16 protein-coding genes and 2 pseudogenes are annotated in these 15,358 nt (G+C 67.5%); 7 read left to right on the forward strand and 11 right to left on the reverse strand.

What is annotated here, in order from left to right; genetic code table 11:
• Positions 1-187: pseudogene (locus A5704_RS29765) on the forward strand (sigma factor); the annotation flags it as partial.
• Here the strand turns inward: A5704_RS29765 and A5704_RS28380 are convergent.
• A pseudogene (locus tag A5704_RS28380) lies at positions 182-295 on the reverse strand (RNA polymerase subunit sigma); the annotation flags it as partial. The pseudogenes A5704_RS29765 and A5704_RS28380 overlap by 6 nt on opposite strands.
• Before the next feature lie 168 nt (positions 296-463).
• Between A5704_RS28380 and A5704_RS28385 the strand changes: the two are divergent.
• On the forward strand, positions 464-814 hold the full coding sequence (locus tag A5704_RS28385; RefSeq protein ID WP_067889725.1) for a DoxX family protein: 351 nt from the start codon (positions 464-466) through the stop codon (positions 812-814).
• 6 nt (positions 815-820) lie between these two features.
• On the opposite strand, the gene A5704_RS15125 is transcribed toward A5704_RS28385, so the two are convergent.
• The 3 genes from A5704_RS15125 to pncA all read right to left on the reverse strand — a co-directional run bounded on the left by A5704_RS15125 (position 821) and on the right by pncA (position 2,925).
• Positions 821-1,456, reverse strand: coding sequence for a hypothetical protein (locus A5704_RS15125; RefSeq protein WP_067760843.1), 636 nt, complete (start codon positions 1,454-1,456; stop codon positions 821-823).
• Positions 1,457-1,564: 108 nt separating this feature from the next.
• On the reverse strand, positions 1,565-2,365 hold the full coding sequence (locus A5704_RS15130; RefSeq protein ID WP_067889705.1) for a ketosteroid isomerase family protein: 801 nt from the start codon (positions 2,363-2,365) through the stop codon (positions 1,565-1,567).
• Complete coding sequence (gene pncA / locus A5704_RS15135) at positions 2,365-2,925, reverse strand: pyrazinamidase PncA (protein ID WP_082950136.1); 561 nt, start codon at positions 2,923-2,925, stop codon at positions 2,365-2,367. Before pncA ends, A5704_RS15130 begins: the two co-directional genes overlap by 1 nt.
• Positions 2,926-3,020: 95 nt before the next feature.
• On the opposite strand from pncA, the gene A5704_RS15140 reads away from it, so the two are divergent.
• Positions 3,021-4,049: a DoxX family protein gene (locus A5704_RS15140; RefSeq protein ID WP_067760849.1), complete on the forward strand. Its 1,029-nt coding sequence runs from the start codon at positions 3,021-3,023 to the stop codon at positions 4,047-4,049.
• A 4-nt stretch (positions 4,050-4,053) separates the two neighbouring features.
• On the opposite strand, the gene A5704_RS15145 is transcribed toward A5704_RS15140, so the two are convergent.
• The 3 genes from A5704_RS15145 to A5704_RS15155 are packed head-to-tail and all read right to left on the reverse strand — an operon-like array spanning position 4,054 to position 8,093.
• Positions 4,054-4,548, reverse strand: a complete 495-nt coding sequence (locus A5704_RS15145; protein ID WP_082950134.1) for a gluconokinase — start codon at positions 4,546-4,548, stop codon at positions 4,054-4,056.
• Positions 4,545-6,557, reverse strand: a complete 2,013-nt coding sequence (locus A5704_RS15150; RefSeq protein WP_067760853.1) for a phosphotransferase — start codon at positions 6,555-6,557, stop codon at positions 4,545-4,547. Before A5704_RS15150 ends, A5704_RS15145 begins: the two co-directional genes overlap by 4 nt.
• A gap of 18 nt (positions 6,558-6,575) precedes the next feature.
• Positions 6,576-8,093, reverse strand: coding sequence for a carboxylesterase/lipase family protein (locus A5704_RS15155; protein ID WP_067889713.1), 1,518 nt, complete (start codon positions 8,091-8,093; stop codon positions 6,576-6,578).
• A gap of 79 nt (positions 8,094-8,172) precedes the next feature.
• Between A5704_RS15155 and A5704_RS15160 the strand changes: the two genes are divergently transcribed.
• Positions 8,173-8,844, forward strand: coding sequence for a hypothetical protein (locus A5704_RS15160; protein WP_067760856.1), 672 nt, complete (start codon positions 8,173-8,175; stop codon positions 8,842-8,844).
• On the opposite strand, the gene A5704_RS15165 is transcribed toward A5704_RS15160, so the two are convergent.
• Complete coding sequence (locus A5704_RS15165; RefSeq protein WP_067889716.1) at positions 8,831-9,790, reverse strand: SDR family NAD(P)-dependent oxidoreductase; 960 nt, start codon at positions 9,788-9,790, stop codon at positions 8,831-8,833. The genes A5704_RS15160 and A5704_RS15165 overlap by 14 nt on opposite strands.
• Before the next feature lie 2 nt (positions 9,791-9,792).
• Positions 9,793-11,016 carry a cytochrome P450 gene (locus A5704_RS15170; protein WP_082950135.1) on the reverse strand — a complete coding sequence of 408 codons (1,224 nt, stop codon included), beginning with the start codon at positions 11,014-11,016 and terminating at the stop codon, positions 9,793-9,795.
• Between the two features lie 93 nt (positions 11,017-11,109).
• On the opposite strand from A5704_RS15170, the gene A5704_RS15175 reads away from it, so the two are divergent.
• Positions 11,110-11,739, forward strand: coding sequence for a TetR/AcrR family transcriptional regulator (locus tag A5704_RS15175; protein WP_067760862.1), 630 nt, complete (start codon positions 11,110-11,112; stop codon positions 11,737-11,739).
• 3 nt (positions 11,740-11,742) lie between these two features.
• Here A5704_RS15175 and A5704_RS15180 read toward each other — a convergent pair whose 3' ends face one another.
• Positions 11,743-12,825 (reverse strand): dihydrodipicolinate reductase, encoded by a 1,083-nt coding sequence (locus A5704_RS15180; RefSeq protein WP_067889718.1) that lies wholly within the window; start codon positions 12,823-12,825, stop codon positions 11,743-11,745.
• Positions 12,826-12,889: 64 nt separating this feature from the next.
• Positions 12,890-13,678 carry an SDR family NAD(P)-dependent oxidoreductase gene (locus tag A5704_RS15185; RefSeq protein ID WP_067889722.1) on the reverse strand — a complete coding sequence of 263 codons (789 nt, stop codon included), beginning with the start codon at positions 13,676-13,678 and terminating at the stop codon, positions 12,890-12,892.
• Positions 13,679-13,890: 212 nt separating this feature from the next.
• Here A5704_RS15185 and A5704_RS15190 point away from each other — a divergent pair, with 212 nt between their 5' ends.
• Positions 13,891-14,490 (forward strand): TetR/AcrR family transcriptional regulator, encoded by a 600-nt coding sequence (locus A5704_RS15190; protein WP_067782213.1) that lies wholly within the window; start codon positions 13,891-13,893, stop codon positions 14,488-14,490.
• Between the two features lie 158 nt (positions 14,491-14,648).
• Positions 14,649-15,358: hypothetical protein (locus tag A5704_RS15195; RefSeq protein ID WP_067782210.1), on the forward strand; the 710-nt coding region annotated here is incomplete at its 3' end.

Below are 15,358 nucleotides of genomic sequence, written 5' to 3' on the forward strand. Positions count from 1 at the left end.
CTTCGACGCCGACCGGCGGCACCTGAGTGCGGTCGCGTTCCAGCTGTTGGGCTCGGCCGCCGATGCCGAGGACGCGGTCCAGTCGGCGTGGCTGAAGGCCAGCCGCGCGGATTACGGCGCGGTCGACAACCTCACCGGCTGGTTCACCACCATCACCGCCCGCGAGGCGTACGACCAGCTCCGCGTCCTCGGCATCGGCGGCCGAGCCCAACAGCTGGAACGCGACCGCACTCAGGTGCCGCCGGTCGGCGTCGAAGCGCCGCGCGAGATCGGCCAAATTCTTATGCGCGCTCATGGGTCACCTTTTCCGCAGAGGAACCGTCAAGAAAATGACCGAGTCCATCGAGCCCTCTGTTGCAAAGGAGGCCAGCACCATGACCTTATCGATTGTGCGCCGCGGAACGCGCGGCCACCGTTCGGCTCCCCGCCGCGAAACCGGCTGCCGGGCAGGGGTTTGGCACCCATGACCACCGCATGCGTCGTGATCACGGTGTTTACCGCCGCCATCACCGCCGGGATCGCCGTGGCCGACCTCGTCCCCGCCAGGTTCGTGCTGGCGAACTCGGCCGAAGTCGGGGTGCCGCGGTCGTGGCTGCCGGCGCTGGCGACGGTCAAGCTGGCCGGGGCGGCCGGACTCGTCGTGGGAGTTGTCGGGCTGCGCGCCTTGGGAATCGCGGCCGCTATCGGCCTGGTGCTGTTTTTCGTCGGCGCGGTCGTGACCCACCTGCGGGCCCACGTGCTGTACAACATCGCGTTTCCCGGCGCCTACTTGTGCCTATCGGCGGCGACGCTCGCGCTGATGGTCGTGCACTGAGCCCCGCTAGCTGGGCAAGCGGTCTTTGACGAGTTGGTCTTGTTTGCGGGCCATGTCCAGCACGACATCCCGCGGGGCGGGATCGTTGGGCGGGCTGTCGAACTCCAGGTCGACGCCCACCCTGCTCTCGGCGAATGTCACGTAGGTCACCGATTTTGAGTTGTCGGGCGAGGTTCCCACCGCGATCAGTCCGTTGGTGCCGACCTCGAATGGCTGCGGGGCGCCGGTGACGTATTTGCCGAACGACTGGGCGCGCTCCTTGGCCTGCTGCGCGGCGGTCGCCGGGTCGGTGAACACGACGACTAGGTCGTCGATGCTGCGTGTGTGGTCGGGATTGATGAACGTCACCCCGGCGCCGGCGACGCCACCGGGATTCTGCGTGGGGGGACCTGTCGTTCCGACGTCGATGCCGACGTCGCTCGCCTGAAGGAGGAGGTACGTGTAGTCGCCCAGTGGTGCACTTCCGGACGTCGGGCCGCTCGTCGTCGTCGACGCTGTCGAACTCGACGTCGCCGTCGACGACGAAGTCGTTTTCGACGAGCTTGACGACGCAGAGGTGCTTTCCTTTCCGCCGCAAGCCGTGACAACGCTCAGCGCGGCGGTGAATGCAATTCCCGCGCCGAAGATCCGCACCATACCCATCGTCGACTCCCTTCGGGGACAGCTATTTGTACGGCACCGTCGCGCTCCGGGCAATATGTCGACGCCGGTTTTGAGCAAATTTGCCGGCGCTGGTGGACCGCGGGACCCTCAGGCCGGGAAGTAGCGGATTCGGTTGATGGCATTCGGCCGCCACGTCATGTCGGCGAAGATGATGGCCCGCCCGCGAGTGGAGGTCAGCGAAACCACCACTGTGCTGCCCGCGCCGATCATCTTCGTGCCGCCGGCGCCGTCGAGTTGCTCGACGAGCCCGGCGAGGTCGAGTACCTCGTCGTCGCCGAGAGTTATTGCAGTGCTTGGGGTTAGCGCTCTGGCAGCCGCGTCTCGATCCCCGGCCGTGGCGGCGTCGAGGAACGCCCGCACCGACTGCTTGTGCCGCGCACCGACCCGCCGGAATGCCGCGATGAAGCCCACCGCGCCGCTCAGTCGCTGATTGTTCAACAGGCCTCGTGACAGTTGCAGCCCGGGCGGCACCGCGCGTGGTCCGGTTCGCAGGAATTGGCGCATCATGGCGGGGAGTTCCCAGTAGGCCCGGAGTTCGCCAATGCGCCAGTCGCCGTTGACCTCTAGCAGGTCGTAGCGCAGGAACGCGGGGATGTACATGGTGACGCCGGAACCCATGGCGACCTCCAGCTCGAGGTCACGCAGGACCGCCGTGCCGAAGACGATGTCGAGGTCGCGGTGGAATGTGATGTCGCGCGGGCCGATGAAGGTGTCATAGAAACGGCCGATCCGTTCCCGACCGACGTGCGGACGCGAGCCGACCGGGTCCTCGACGCGGCCGTCGTCGGCGAACAGCCCCACCCAGCCTTCGCGGTCGTGCGCGGCGGCCGCCCGCGGCGAGCGCTCGACGGCGGCGAGGAGGCGTTCCCGCTCCGGTGCCACCCCCATCACTGTCCCCTGACCAGCTCGACGCCCGCGGACCGCATTTCCGCCAGCGCCCGCGCGGCCGAATCCGGGGCCACAGCCGCGGTCAGGTCCACCAACACCCTGGTGGTCAGGCCGGCCCGCGCGGCGTCCTCGGCCGTGGCCCGCACGCACTGTTCCGTGGCGATGCCGACCACGTCGACCTCGTCGATCCCATGCCGCCGCAACCAGTCCAGCAGCGTGGTCCCGCTCTGGTCGACCCCTTCGAACCCGCTGTATGCCGCGGCGTAGGCGCCCTTGCGGAAGACCGCCTCGATCCGGCTGGTGTCGAGGTCGGGGCGAAAGTCCGCGCCCGGGCTGCCGGCGATGCAGTGCGGTGGCCACGTCGATGAGTAGTCCGGCCGGTGGGAGAAGTGGTCGCCCGGGCGAACGTGGTAATCCTGGGTTGCTACGACGTGCCGGTATCCCGGCTCGCCGGCCAGGTAGCCGTTGATGGCGGCCGCCACGGCGGCGCCGCCGGGGACCGGGAGCGAGCCGCCCTCGCAGAAGTCGTTTTGCACGTCGACGATGATCAACGCCCTCACGGCTTTCACCCTATCGGTGTCGCCCCGGATGGCGCCTCAGCTGCACGTATGGGCTGGGCGGTTTGTCCGTCAACGAGTCGGGTAATCCCCCGGCCATGGTGATCCGGAGAATCGCGCGCCCATTGCTTTCAGTTGCCTTCATCGGCCAAGGAGTCAACTCCCTGCTCAACCCCAAGTCGGCGGCGGCGGCCGCCGCGCCGGCAGTGGATGGTTTGCAGGCGCTGCCGAATTCGGTGAGCGGGGCCATCCCGAGCGACCCGGAGACGTTCGCGCAAATCAACGCCGCCGTCCAGATCGGCGGCGGCCTGCTGCTGGCCACCGGCAAGCTGCCGCGCGTCGCGTCGGCGGCGCTCGCCTTCACCGTGCTGCCGGCCAACCTCGGGGCGCACTCGTTCTGGAACGAAAGCGACCCGCAGGCCAAGGCGCAGAAGCGCCAGCAGTTCCTCACCGACCTCAGCCTGGTCGGCGGGTTGCTGATCGCGTCGGCGGACACCGCGGGCAAGCCGTCGCTCGGATGGCGCGGCCGGCGCGCGGCGGAGCGGCTCTCCGAGCGGGTGTCGTCGGCGCTGCCCGGCTCCGATGACGGCTTCGACACGGACTTCTCGGAGTTGGGCGAGAAGATCGTGCACGGCCTGCAGGTCGGCGCCGAGCGCGGCCGCGAATTGGCGAGCACCGCCGCGGAACGGGGGGCGCCGTACGCCGAGGCCGCGCTCGAACGCGGCCGCGAATTCGCCAGCACCGCCGCCGATCGAAGCAAGCCGCTGGCCAAGAAGGCCCGCAAGCGCGGCGAAGAACTCGCCGACGAAGCCGCCGACTGGGCCGCGCCACTCGCCAAGAAGGCCCGCAAGCGCGGCGAAGAACTCGCCGACGAAGCCGCCGACTGGGCCGCGCCACTGGCCAAGAAGGCGCGCAAGCGTAGCGAGAAGCTGGCGAAGAAGGCGCGTAAGCGCGGCGAAGAACTGGCCAGCACGGCTGTGGACCGCGGCGAGGACCTCGCCGACACCGCCCGCGCCCGCGGCACCTACCTTGCCGAGACGGCCCGCGCACGAGGCGGCTACCTGGCCGACACCGCACGCGAAAGGGTCGGCGAGCAGGTCAAGGCCGGCCGTCGCAAGCTGTCCTGACCGGTCATCCGTCCTCGTGTAGGAAGCCGTCGACGATCGCGTCGACGTCCTGATCGACATCGACGGTTGCGCCGGCCTCGTCGCCGCCCAGCGGTTCCAGCGCGTCGAATTGCGAGCGCAACAGCGCGGGCGGCATGAAATGGCCCGTGCGGGCCGCCAGCCGACCGCCGATGAGCGCGGGCGAACCGGCGAGGTGCAGGAATTCGACCTGCGGGCAGTGCGCGCGCAATTGGTCGCGGTACCTGCGCTTCAACGCCGAGCAGCTGACCACCCCGCCGCCGCGGTGCCCGGCCAGCCACTCACCGACCTTTTCCAGCCAGGGGTAGCGGTCGTGGTCGTCGAGCGGTTCCCCGGCCGCCATCTTGGCGATATTGGCCCGCGGGTGCAGGGTGTCGGCGTCCACGAAGGGGACCTGCAAGCGGCGCGCGAGCGCGACTCCCACGGTCGACTTGCCCGATCCGGAAACGCCCATCACCACGACGGGGCCCCGTCCGCTCACTCGGACCGTTCGGCCAGGTTGCGGTTCCATTCCAGCCAGCCGGCGCCGTTGCGTCCGTCGGCGGTCCGGACGCTCGCCCAGACGCGCGGGAACTGACTCACCCGCCCGTCCGCGGCGATCAGACGCACCGGCGCCTGGCCGCGGACCTGAACGTCCGCGGTGATCTCGCCGGGGTTGAGCGCCAAGGTGGCGCGGAGTGGTAACCCGTTGGCGCCGAACGATTCTCGTGAATCCACCGTTTGCAGCTCGGTGACCGTTCCCGCGGCATCCTGGGAGTAGCCGATGCTGAATGCCGGTGCGCCGGGAATCCGGATGTTGACGCCGTGCAGATGGGTGCCGTCGTCCAGGTGCAGCGCGCTCCAAATCCAGTCCATGCTCCACCAGTCGCGCACGCCCCAGGAGTGATCGCGCTGGCCGGGGACCGACTCAAGGCGGTAATTGGTGTCGTCGATGGTGACCGTGCCCGAGACCGTGCATGGGATCTCGTAACGCGTCGTCAACCGGTACTTGTACGGGATGCCGTCGGTGGCCCACACCAGGCTCATCGTCATCTCGACGGGGGTGCCGGGCTCTCCGCGCAACAGCGCCGACGGATCGGGGTACGACTGGGCGTGGGCACGCAGGTCGACGCGGTAGGTCTGCAGCGGGGTGGTCGCGGAGTGGCCGAGCTCGAAGGAATCGCTGCGCACGTCCCACGGATCCGCCGGCAGCGGTACTTGCGCGTCGACGGCCACGGTGGGCATGTCGGGGCCGCACAGCAGCGCGTGCACCCAGGCCTTCCGTTCGTTGGCGATCAGGCCGAGGCGGAACCAGCCGCCCAATCCCTGTGCCGCGTCGGCGAAGTCAGAGTACCAGCTCTCGCTCCACAGCGGCTCGGCGGTCGCCGCGTGCGCACCTTCGTCCTCCACCGTGGGCCGCAGGGCTTCGGGCGTCTGCGCGGCGGGCAGCGTCGCCAGCGCGTCGGTGTCGAGCACGTGGTCGCAGTGTCGTTGCAGCATGGTCATGAACATCCGGTCGCCGCGCTCGGTGCGTTCCACCAGCATCGAGGAGACGATCGCCATCATCACGCCGAAAAAGCTCTGTCGGCGAACACCTTCGGCGACGTCGGTGAGCGACAGCGGCGCCGCAGGCCCCAGCGCCTCGTGGTAGGCCCGCAACAACGCGTCGTACTGCTCCCGGCGATCGGGGGTCGGCAGCGCGCAGCCGAGGAAGTACGACAGGTCGGTCAGGGCGGGCCCCCAGGACACCGTCTGCCAGTCGACGACCGTCAGCGGGCGTTCGGCCCCGGCGGTGCCGAACAGCAGGTTGTCCAGGCGGTAGTCACCGTGCATCAGCCCTAGGATCCGGTCGGGCGCCGACTCGGCGGCCAGGTAGCCGTCGAAGGACGCGACCAGGCGTTCGCAGACCATCCGGTGCTCCGGCGCGATCTGCTCGCCATAGCGGTCGATGAAGCCCGCGTACAGCGGGGCGAGCATCGCCTGGTTGAGCGGCGATTCGCGGTTGAGCCACGGCGCTTCGGCGAGCGCGGTGTCGCCGAGCAGCGGTCCGTGCAGCCGACCCAGCTCGACCACGCCGAGGTGGGCCTGTTCGGCTGTGGCACCGGCGATTTCGTCCCCGACGACCGCCGGCCCGGCGTCGCCGAGCAAAAGATCGAACGCGCCCGTCGAGCTGTCGACCGCGGCGTGGTAGCAGGGCGCTATCGGGCCGCCCAGCCGTGGCGCTATGTCGCCGTAGAATCGCACCTCGCGCTCGTAGAGGCCGAGGGCCAGCCCCGTCTGCCGACTCACCGGGTCGGTCGCCGCCACCTTCAGGACCACCGACTCGGGCCTGCCGGCCTTCGCCGCGCCATCGGCATAGCTGAGCCGGACGCGGTAACACTCGCTCATCTGTCCGGTGCCGATGCGCTCCACGGCAAAATCGGCGACGGGCCCGGCGCCGATCACCGATTCCAGCCATGCTGCGGTGAGGTCGCCGGGTCGTTCGATGATTTGCGCGGTGTCGGCATGCATGAGGGTCAGCGTGCCAGGTCATCGCGCCAGGGAGAAGCCGTCCCAGGCAATCCGGCGGTGCGGGTGTGGATCGAACTCGACGCGGCTCTTGCGGTCGAACACCATGACGGCGCGGTCGGCGGTGCTGTAGGTGGGCCAGTCGTCGCCCGGCGCGCCGGAATGGCTGAAGGCCCGCCAACGCCGTTGCACCTGGTTGCTCACCCGCAGCGCGGCGCGCCGGTCCGCGGCGGCGGTCAACAGGGCACCGAATCGCGTGCGATAGACGTCGAAGACGGCCAGCAACTCGGTGGCATGGGTGGCGCCCAGCCCAGACCAGCGCAGCGTCCTAGGCGCGAAGTCGTACCGGTAGAGGTAGGTCGGCGCGTGAGCGCTGTGCGCCTCCGCGATCTGCCAGGCCGCCGACCCGAACGCGAAATCGCCACCAAGCTGGATGCACGCCGATGGCGCGGGGTAATCCGGATATGCGGCGGTAATGCGTTCGCGTGCAGCAGGTTCCGTGTCGGCCAGCAACTCCTCGATCATGGCTTGATTGGTCGGCAGCATCTTGAGGAAGCGGGTGAACAGCCGACCCTCTTCCGCGTTGGTGCCGACGATGAGCGGCACCCGATGGGCCCGGCCCCCGCGCATCGCCTCGACCGGATCGGTGGGCACGACATCGTCACCGGCGACGGGGCCGATCGGAAAGGCGCCCAGCCTGTCCTCCATGCCCTGGTCGATCAGCCGGTGTTGAGCGTCCACGAGTTGCGCCGGCGACGCCCGCATCAACACCTCGGCGGCGTTTTCCGGGCGCGCGCCCAGCAGCTCGGCGAAGCGCGTCGCGAATTCCGCCGCGGTCTCGCGCGACCGGACCATGCCGGCGGCCGGGCTCTCCGAAATCGCCCGCGCGAACAGCCCTTCGGCGGCGGGCACCGCCAACAGGGTGGCGGTGATGTGCGCGCCGGCGCTCTCCCCGAAGATGGTGACGTTGTCCGGATCTCCGCCGAACGCGGAGATGTTGTCCTTCACCCAGCGCAACGCCAGCACCAGATCGCGCAGGAACAAATTGCTGTCGATGGGGATGTCCGGGGTCGAAAGGGACGACAGGTCCAGGCATCCCAACGCGCCCAGGCGGTAATTCACCGACACGTACACGCAGCCGCGGCGCGCGAGCGCCGCACCGTCGTAGAGCGGCGTCGCCGAGCTACCCAGGATGTAGCCGCCGCCGTGGATGAAGACCATCACGGGAAGCGGCTGTTCGGCGGGCCCCTCGGGAGTGACGACGTTGAGGGTCAGGCAGTCCTCCCCCATCGGCTGATAACGGCCTCCAAGACCGGACCAGCCGAGCATGGTGTAGCGGCGCTGCTGGGGTGCGCAGTTGGCGAAGCCGTGGCAGTGCCGCACACCCGACCACGGTTGCGCCGGCCGGGGTGCCCGCAAGCGCAGCGGCCCGACCGGCGGCCGGGCGTAGGGGATGGATCGCCAGCGGTGGACGCCGTCGCGGGTGAAACCCTCCACGGTGCCGATGGTCGTGCGTGCGCGGACGGTGCGCTGATGCATAACCCGACGTTAGCCGACATGACGGGCGTAACGCGCGCGCAGCGCCTTATTCGCGGCCACGGCGGTTTAGCCTGACTGGATGCGGATCGTCGCGCTGTTTGCAGCGTCGTTACTGATCGCCGGCTGCTCGCACACGGTCGGCGGCCAGTCTCAGCAAACGCCAACGTCGAGAAGCGCTTCTTCCACCCCCTCCGGGGGCAAAGGGCCGGCCCCCTCGGCGGCGCCGGCGGCTGGAGCCTCGATCTCCGACGTCATCGCGTGGATCGAGGCCGGCCATCCCGCGGACCCCGGCCGCTATCACGATGCGATTCGCGACGGTGCGGCCACGCCGCTCGGCAACGACCTCGCGTTCTCGGCCGTCGCCGGCAAAGCATCCTGCATGACCGATTCCAAGCACACGGGTGCCGCCCTGGTCTGTCTGGTCAGCCTGACGAATCCGCCGGCCGCGCCCGCGACCTCGTACGGCGATTGGCAGGGCGGTTGGGTGACCTTCGACGGCGTGAATCTGCAGGTGGGTGCGTCGCGCGCCGATCCCGGTCCGTTCATCAACGGCAACGGTCCGGAATTGGCCAACGGCGACTCGCTGTCATTCGGCGACTATCGCTGCCGGGCCGATCAAACCGGACTCTACTGCGTGAACTACGCCCACCAATCCGCCGCACACCTGGGTCCCGCGGGCATCGAGCCGTTCGGCTGCCTGAAGCCGGGGCCGGCGCCGGACGGTGTCGGCACGGCGTTCAGCTGTTCATGATCGTCGCGAACAGCTCGGCCATCTCGTCCGCGGGCCCTCGCGGAACCGTGTAGCCGGCTTCGTCGCGGATCTCATCGAAATGGTCACGCACACCTTCGATCGACAACCCCGGGTCGTAGAAGCCCCTTGTCCGGCCGATGAAGAAGCGCGCGACGTGTCCGGCCCCCACCGTGTAGATTTCCCCGGACACCGGGCAATCGCGGTGGGTCAGGAAGGCCGCCACCGGGGCGACCTGCGCCGCGTCCAGCTTCTGAAGGTATTGGCCCACAAGGTCGTTCATCACCGCCTGCGACGCGGGGTCATCCTGTTGACCCGCCCCGTCGAGCGAGTGCGTCAGCATCCGGGTGTAGGCGATCGGCGCGATGGCGTTGACCTTGATGCCGCGCTCGGCGCCCTCGGCGGCCAGCACCCGGGTGAACCCGATCAACCCGGTTTTCGCCGCGCCGTAGTTGCTCATGCGCTCGGCGCCAAGGATTCCCGCGGCCGAGCAGGTGTTGAGCACCCGGCCGTACCGCCGTTCGCGCATGGCCCGCCACGCGGGCCGCGTCACATAGAACGCACCGTTCAAGTGGACATCCAGCAGGGGTCGGAGCCGGTCGGCGGTCATGTCTTCGAACGGCGCGTCGCCGACGATGCCCGCGTTGTTGATCAGGATGTCCACCCGCCCCCAGGTGCGCAGGGCAGTGTCGATGATGGCTTCCGCGCCTTCGGGACTCGTCACGCTGTTGTTGTCGGCGGCGGCCTCACCACCGAGCCGGCAAATCTCGTCGACGACGGCGCCCGCCACTGCGGCGTTGGATCCGTCCCCCGTCACCGAGCCGCCGATGTCGTTGACCAAGACGCGCGCGCCACGCGATGCAAGCAACAGCGCGTACTGCCTGCCCAGGCCGGCGCCCGCACCGGTGATCACGGCGACCTGCCCGTCGAATCGCAGCGCGGTGGCCATGTTCACCAACTGACCGGAAGTTCTTTCATGCCATAAATGTTGGCGTCTTTGAACCTCAGTTCCGCCGGGGATACCGCAAGTTTGAGCCCGGGTAAGCGGCGCGCCAGCGTGGCGAATGCGACCTGCATCTCGACCCGGGCCAGGTTGGCTCCGATGCATTGATGCACCCCGTAGCCGAAGCCCAAGTGCCCGCGGGTGTTTCGGTCGACGTCGAAAGATTCGGGATTGTTTACGAACTCGGCGTCCCAGTTCCCGGCGAGCAGATTCATCATGACGTACTCCCCCGCGCGAATCAGCTGACCGCCGATGGTCAGATCTTCGGTCGCCACGCGATCGACCTGGCTGTGCACGATGGTGAGGTAGCGCATCAGCTCTTCGACGGTGTTGGCGATGACGGCCGGGGCTTCGGTCTGTCCGAGCCGCTCGAACACGTCGGGATGTTCCAGCAGCGCAACCGTTCCCAGCGAGATCATGTTGGCGGTGGTTTCGTGGCCGGCCTGCATCATGATCACGCTGTTCATGGCCGTGGTGGTGTGATCGAGTTGGCCCGTCGCGACGTATTCGGTGAGCAGGCGGCTGATCAAGTCGTCGCCGGGTTCGCGCGCCTTGCGTTGCACCAACTCCTCGATGTAGGCGTACATGGCCCCGAACGCCTGGCCCTTTTCCTCGTCGGTCGATTTCTGGTCAAGCCCCTTGGTGGTGTTGTGCTGGAAGAGTTCGAGGTCTTCGGGCGGCACCCCCAGCAGCAGTGCGATCACCATCGACGGCACCGGCAAGGCGAATTCGCGCACCAGATCGGCGGGTGCGCCGTGCTCGATCATCTGGCCGAGATAGTGGTCGACCCATTCCTGGATGTGCGGCCGCATCGCTTCGCAACGCCGAAAGGTGAAGTTGCTCGTCATCATGCGCCGCAACCGATGATGCTCGGGGTCGTCGATCCGTGCGAACATCACCGCGACCTTGTTGTCGGCGTCCGTCGGCAGGATGGAGTCCGGAATGGTCTTCGCGGACAAGCGCGGATCGACCAGCGCCGCCCTGATGTCGTGGTAGCGGCTGACCACCCAAACCGGGCTGCCCTGGAACATCGCCCGCCGCAGGCCGGGCTGTTTGCGCCATTCGTCGAACTCGGGCGGAGCTGCGAGCGGGCAATGCGCCGGCCGCGGGGCGGGCAGCACAGGAAGATTCGCGTCGGAGCAGGGATCCGACGCATCGAAAGATATTGCCATGAACCGTGTTTCTGATTAAGTGTCAGGTATCTGCCAGTTGTTAGAGCGTAAAGCCAGGCTAGTTGGCAGTCAACCGTCAGTTAGGCTGTCGGGATGACCGCGGTTGAGGATCGACCGTTGCGGGCGGACGCGGCGCGCAACGTCGAGCGCATTCTGCGCGCGGCACGAGACGTCTATGGCGAGCTGGGGCCGGATGCGCCCGTGGAGGCCGTCGCCCGGCGCGCCGGCGTCGGTGAGCGAACCCTCTACCGCAGGTTCCCGACGAAGGCCGACCTGGTGCGGGCCGCCCTGGATCAGAGCATCGCGGAGGATCTCACGCCGGTGATCGAGACCGTCCGCCGTGCCGATGACGCGCTGCGCGGTCTCACCCAACTGATCGAAGCGGCAATCTCGTTGGGGGCCCGCGAACACAACCTGCTGACCGCTGCGCGCCGGGCCGGGGCGCTCACGTCCGACATCTCGGTTTCGCTCAACGTCGCGCTCGCCGAGCTGGCCCTCGAGGGTCAGCGAGCCGGCAGCATCCGCGCCGACCTGGTCAGCGACGACCTACCCCGCCTGATCGCGATGCTCTTCAGCGTGCTGTCGACGATGGATGCGGGTAGCGACGGCTGGCGACGCTACGTCGCACTCGTCGTCGATGCGATTTCGGTCAACGAACGACAGTCGTTGCCTCCGGCCGCCGCGCTGCGCTACGAGATCGGGCCGAACAGCTGGCCGCTCTAGGCCCTACCGCTCGTCCCACATCACACCGCGCATCGTGGCGGACAGCGGGATGTCCTCCACGCCGATGAGCCCCTGCGGCGCGCGGCATACCCAGTCGATCGCATTGACGACGCGGGCCGCCGTCGAAATGCAGCCGGCATCAGTGGAATCCAAGACGGGATGCGAAACGTGGGTGTTGATCTCCACCCGCGGCTCACCCTCGACGACGACGCGGTGCACACCGGTATGCCCATCGGGGGGAAACTCCCAGTCGGGCGCCGCGGCTCGGGTGAGCCGGGTGACGTGCTCGAGGGTGATCACCGGCCTCCCCGCGCGCACGCCCTCGGTGGCGAAGCGCACGGCGGCCATTCGGCCGGGCTCCACCGTCATCATTGTGCATTCGATTCGTTCTGGCGTGTACCAGGGTTCGACGCGCTGGCGCACGTCGTCGAGTTCGATGTCGAGGTTGTCTGCCAGGCTGCGGACCTGGCCTCCCCACATCGACACGATCACCCCGGGCAGGAACATCATCGGCGAGTCGTCGTCCGGTGCCGAACCGAAGCCCATTGCGGCACCGGTGAACTCGGCGTCGTCATAGTTTCCGTAGTCGAAGATCTCCTGCACGGTGATCGACGAGACGCGGGTGGTCAGGCTCACCGCCGAGTGCACCAGCGTATCGCCGGAGAAGCCGGGATCGATGCCGTTGATGTACAGCGACGAATTGCCGTCCGCACAGGCACGTTCCAACGGCGCGCGAAGCCAATCGTCGGCGTGGCGAGGAGTCACCAGCCAGACCATCGACGTGCCAACGACGTTGGTCCCGGCCGCCAGGAAACTGGCCATCTGCTCGATGGCTTCCATCGGCCGGGTCTCACCCTGAGACGTGTAGACCACACAGTCGGCGCCGAGGTCGACCAGGGCGTCGACATCGTCGGTGGCAACGACGCCCGTCGGCTGGTCCAGCCCGCACAGCCGCGCCGCATCCTGGCCGACCTTCTCCGCGCTCGCTGCGTGCACTCCGACCAGTTCGAGATCCGGTCGACCGATGATCGCCCGCAATGAGTGCCGACCCACGTTTCCGGTGGAAAACTGTATGACTCTGCGCACCGTTACCCCACATCCTTTCAGGAAGCTGCCGAGCCCATCATCACGCGTTCAGGCGCCGGGCAGGTCAGTAATCGGGTATCGGCAACGGTGAATTGTTCGAGTCGATGCCGCCGTCGACGTGGAAGGTCGCGTTGGTGGCGTAACAATCGCGCGTGCAGAGATACACCGCGAGCCGCCCGAGGTCCTCGACGTCGCCAAGCCGGTGCAGCGGGGTGGCCTCCTGCATCTTCTCCAGTGATCCGGGCATCAGATCCAGGCTGCCCTTCAGGCCGTCGGTGGCGAACGAGCCCAGGGCGATCGCGTTGACGCGGATCTTCGGGGCGAGTTCCTGTGCCATGGCACGGGTCAGCGCTTCGAGTCCGCCCTTCGCGACGCAATACGCGGTCAGCGCCCGAATGCCGAACCGCGCCGATCCCGACGAGATGTTGATGATGGAACCGTGTCCGGCACTGAGCATGTGCGGTGCCACGAGCTGGCTCATGATGAAGGCGGAGGTCACACACCAGTCGAACGTATGCCGAAAATCCTCGTCGGTGATATCCAGAAACCGCGCGTAGGTCGACCCGCCGACGTTGTTGACCAGAATGTCGATGCGATCGAAACGCTCCATGGCCGTCTGCACGACGCGTTCACCGTCCGGGCGACTCGTCGCGTCCGCGACAAGCGCCAACCCCTTACCGCCCGCCGCCTCGATATCCTCAATCGTGCCAACGATATCCGCCTCGGTTCGGGCGGTCCCGACCACAGTCACCCCGGCCTCCGCCAACACCCGGGCGATGCCTGCCCCGACGCCCTTCCCGGCGCCGGTGACGATCGCGACCTGTCCGTCCAACCGGAACTGCTCCAATGCCATGCTGGACTCCTTCGGCCGCGTGCGACGGATGCGCCGTTCAATCTATGAATTTTACTGACTTTAGTCAATGAATCTCTGGCATTCAGGCTGGAAACAGCGTGTACCGTCCAACAATGACCAGATATTGCAAGCCTTTCTGAGCGGAGCACGTCATACTTGTCGGGTTAGCCCGGAAAATCAGACTCGAGTCAGGTCAATTTGCGAGGGATGAAATGGCTGTGACGGACCGGCTGTCGGCGCGAGAAGCGAAGCGCCTGCAGACAAGGGAGCGATTGATGGGCGCCGCGATCGCGGAGTTCGCCCGGGCCGGGATGGCCGAGGCCGACGTCGGCGCCATCGTGGCCGCCGCCGGCGTCGCCCACGGGACCTTCTTCTTCCACTTCCCCACCAAGGAGCATGTTCTGCTGGAACTGGAGCGCCGCGAAGAGGACCGTATCGCCAAGCAGTTCGCGCAATTCTTGAAGGCCGAGCACGATCTCGCTTCCGCGCTGAACGAGGCGGTCCGCCTGGTGGTGGGATTGGAACGACGGCTGGGCGATCGGCTCTTCAACGACTTTCTCGCCCTGCACTTCTCACAAACTCGTCCGCCCACCGAGGACGGCCGGGATCACCCCTTGATCGTATTGGTCGCCCGGGAGATCGCGCAGGCTCAAGAGTGCGGCGAGATCGATCCCGAGGTCAGCCCGATGAACAGCGCGGTGTTCTTCTTGCTCGGCCTGTACTCGTTGTTGATCACCACCAACCACTGGCCTACGGGCCGCGCGCTGCTGGAGGATTACGTCGCGCGGACGTTGCGGAGCGTGCAGCGCTGAAGAGCGTGGGCCTCAAGGCCATATCACGCCGCGCAGCGGCGTAACGCCCAGTTTCTTGTGGGACACCGGTCGCTATTACGCCAGCTCTTACGCTGACTGTAGTCAGCCTGTTATAGTGCGCAGGCTATCCAATCAGCGTTGACGACCGGGGAGGGTTCGTGAATCCGCCGAAGCTGGGCCAGCCCAATGCCGACACCGTCGCCGCCCGCCCCGCTTCCGGTCTGACCATCGACGAGCACGTGGAGCGATCGCACCTGGCGCAGCGTCAGGCCGATAGATGGCTCATCTCCGGCAGCCTGCTGATCGGTACCGCGGCCCTGGGTGTCTTCGGCCTACCGCTGTTTCTCTGGGGCGTCCGGTTGCTCCGGCGGGCCCAGCGAGACGGCCTCTCGGTGCGGCCGATGCTGGTCACGCTGCTCGGCTATCTGGTCATCATCGACGCGGCCATCAACACCGTCGGATGGGCGCTTGACCTGGTGGCAAACCACACGCTGCTGGCCCGCGTGCTCCTCAACGGCTGGGGCAACATGTTCGATGCGGGCTATTTCTGGCACTACAACGAGCTGTGGGTCGGCGGCGCGGCCGGACCTGGCGAAAAGGCGTTGGAAGTCGGCCTGATCCTGACGGTGTTCACGATGCGCATCGCCGCCGCCATCGGCTTCCTGCAGATGAAGCGCTGGGGGCATCAGTGGATGGTCGTCACCTGCTGGATGGGCGTGGTGATCTGGATTACCTACGTCTTCAACATGACGATGTTCGCCGACGTGCGCTTCGCCGGCGTCGTGCTGCCGGTCGTCGGCTGGTGGCTCTACGACATCTTCTACATCACCCCGTTCCTCGCCATCCCCTACCTGCACACCGTCAACCG

The organism is Mycobacterium sp. E735 (assembly GCF_001666955.1).
Classification (GTDB): domain Bacteria; phylum Actinomycetota; class Actinomycetes; order Mycobacteriales; family Mycobacteriaceae; genus Mycobacterium.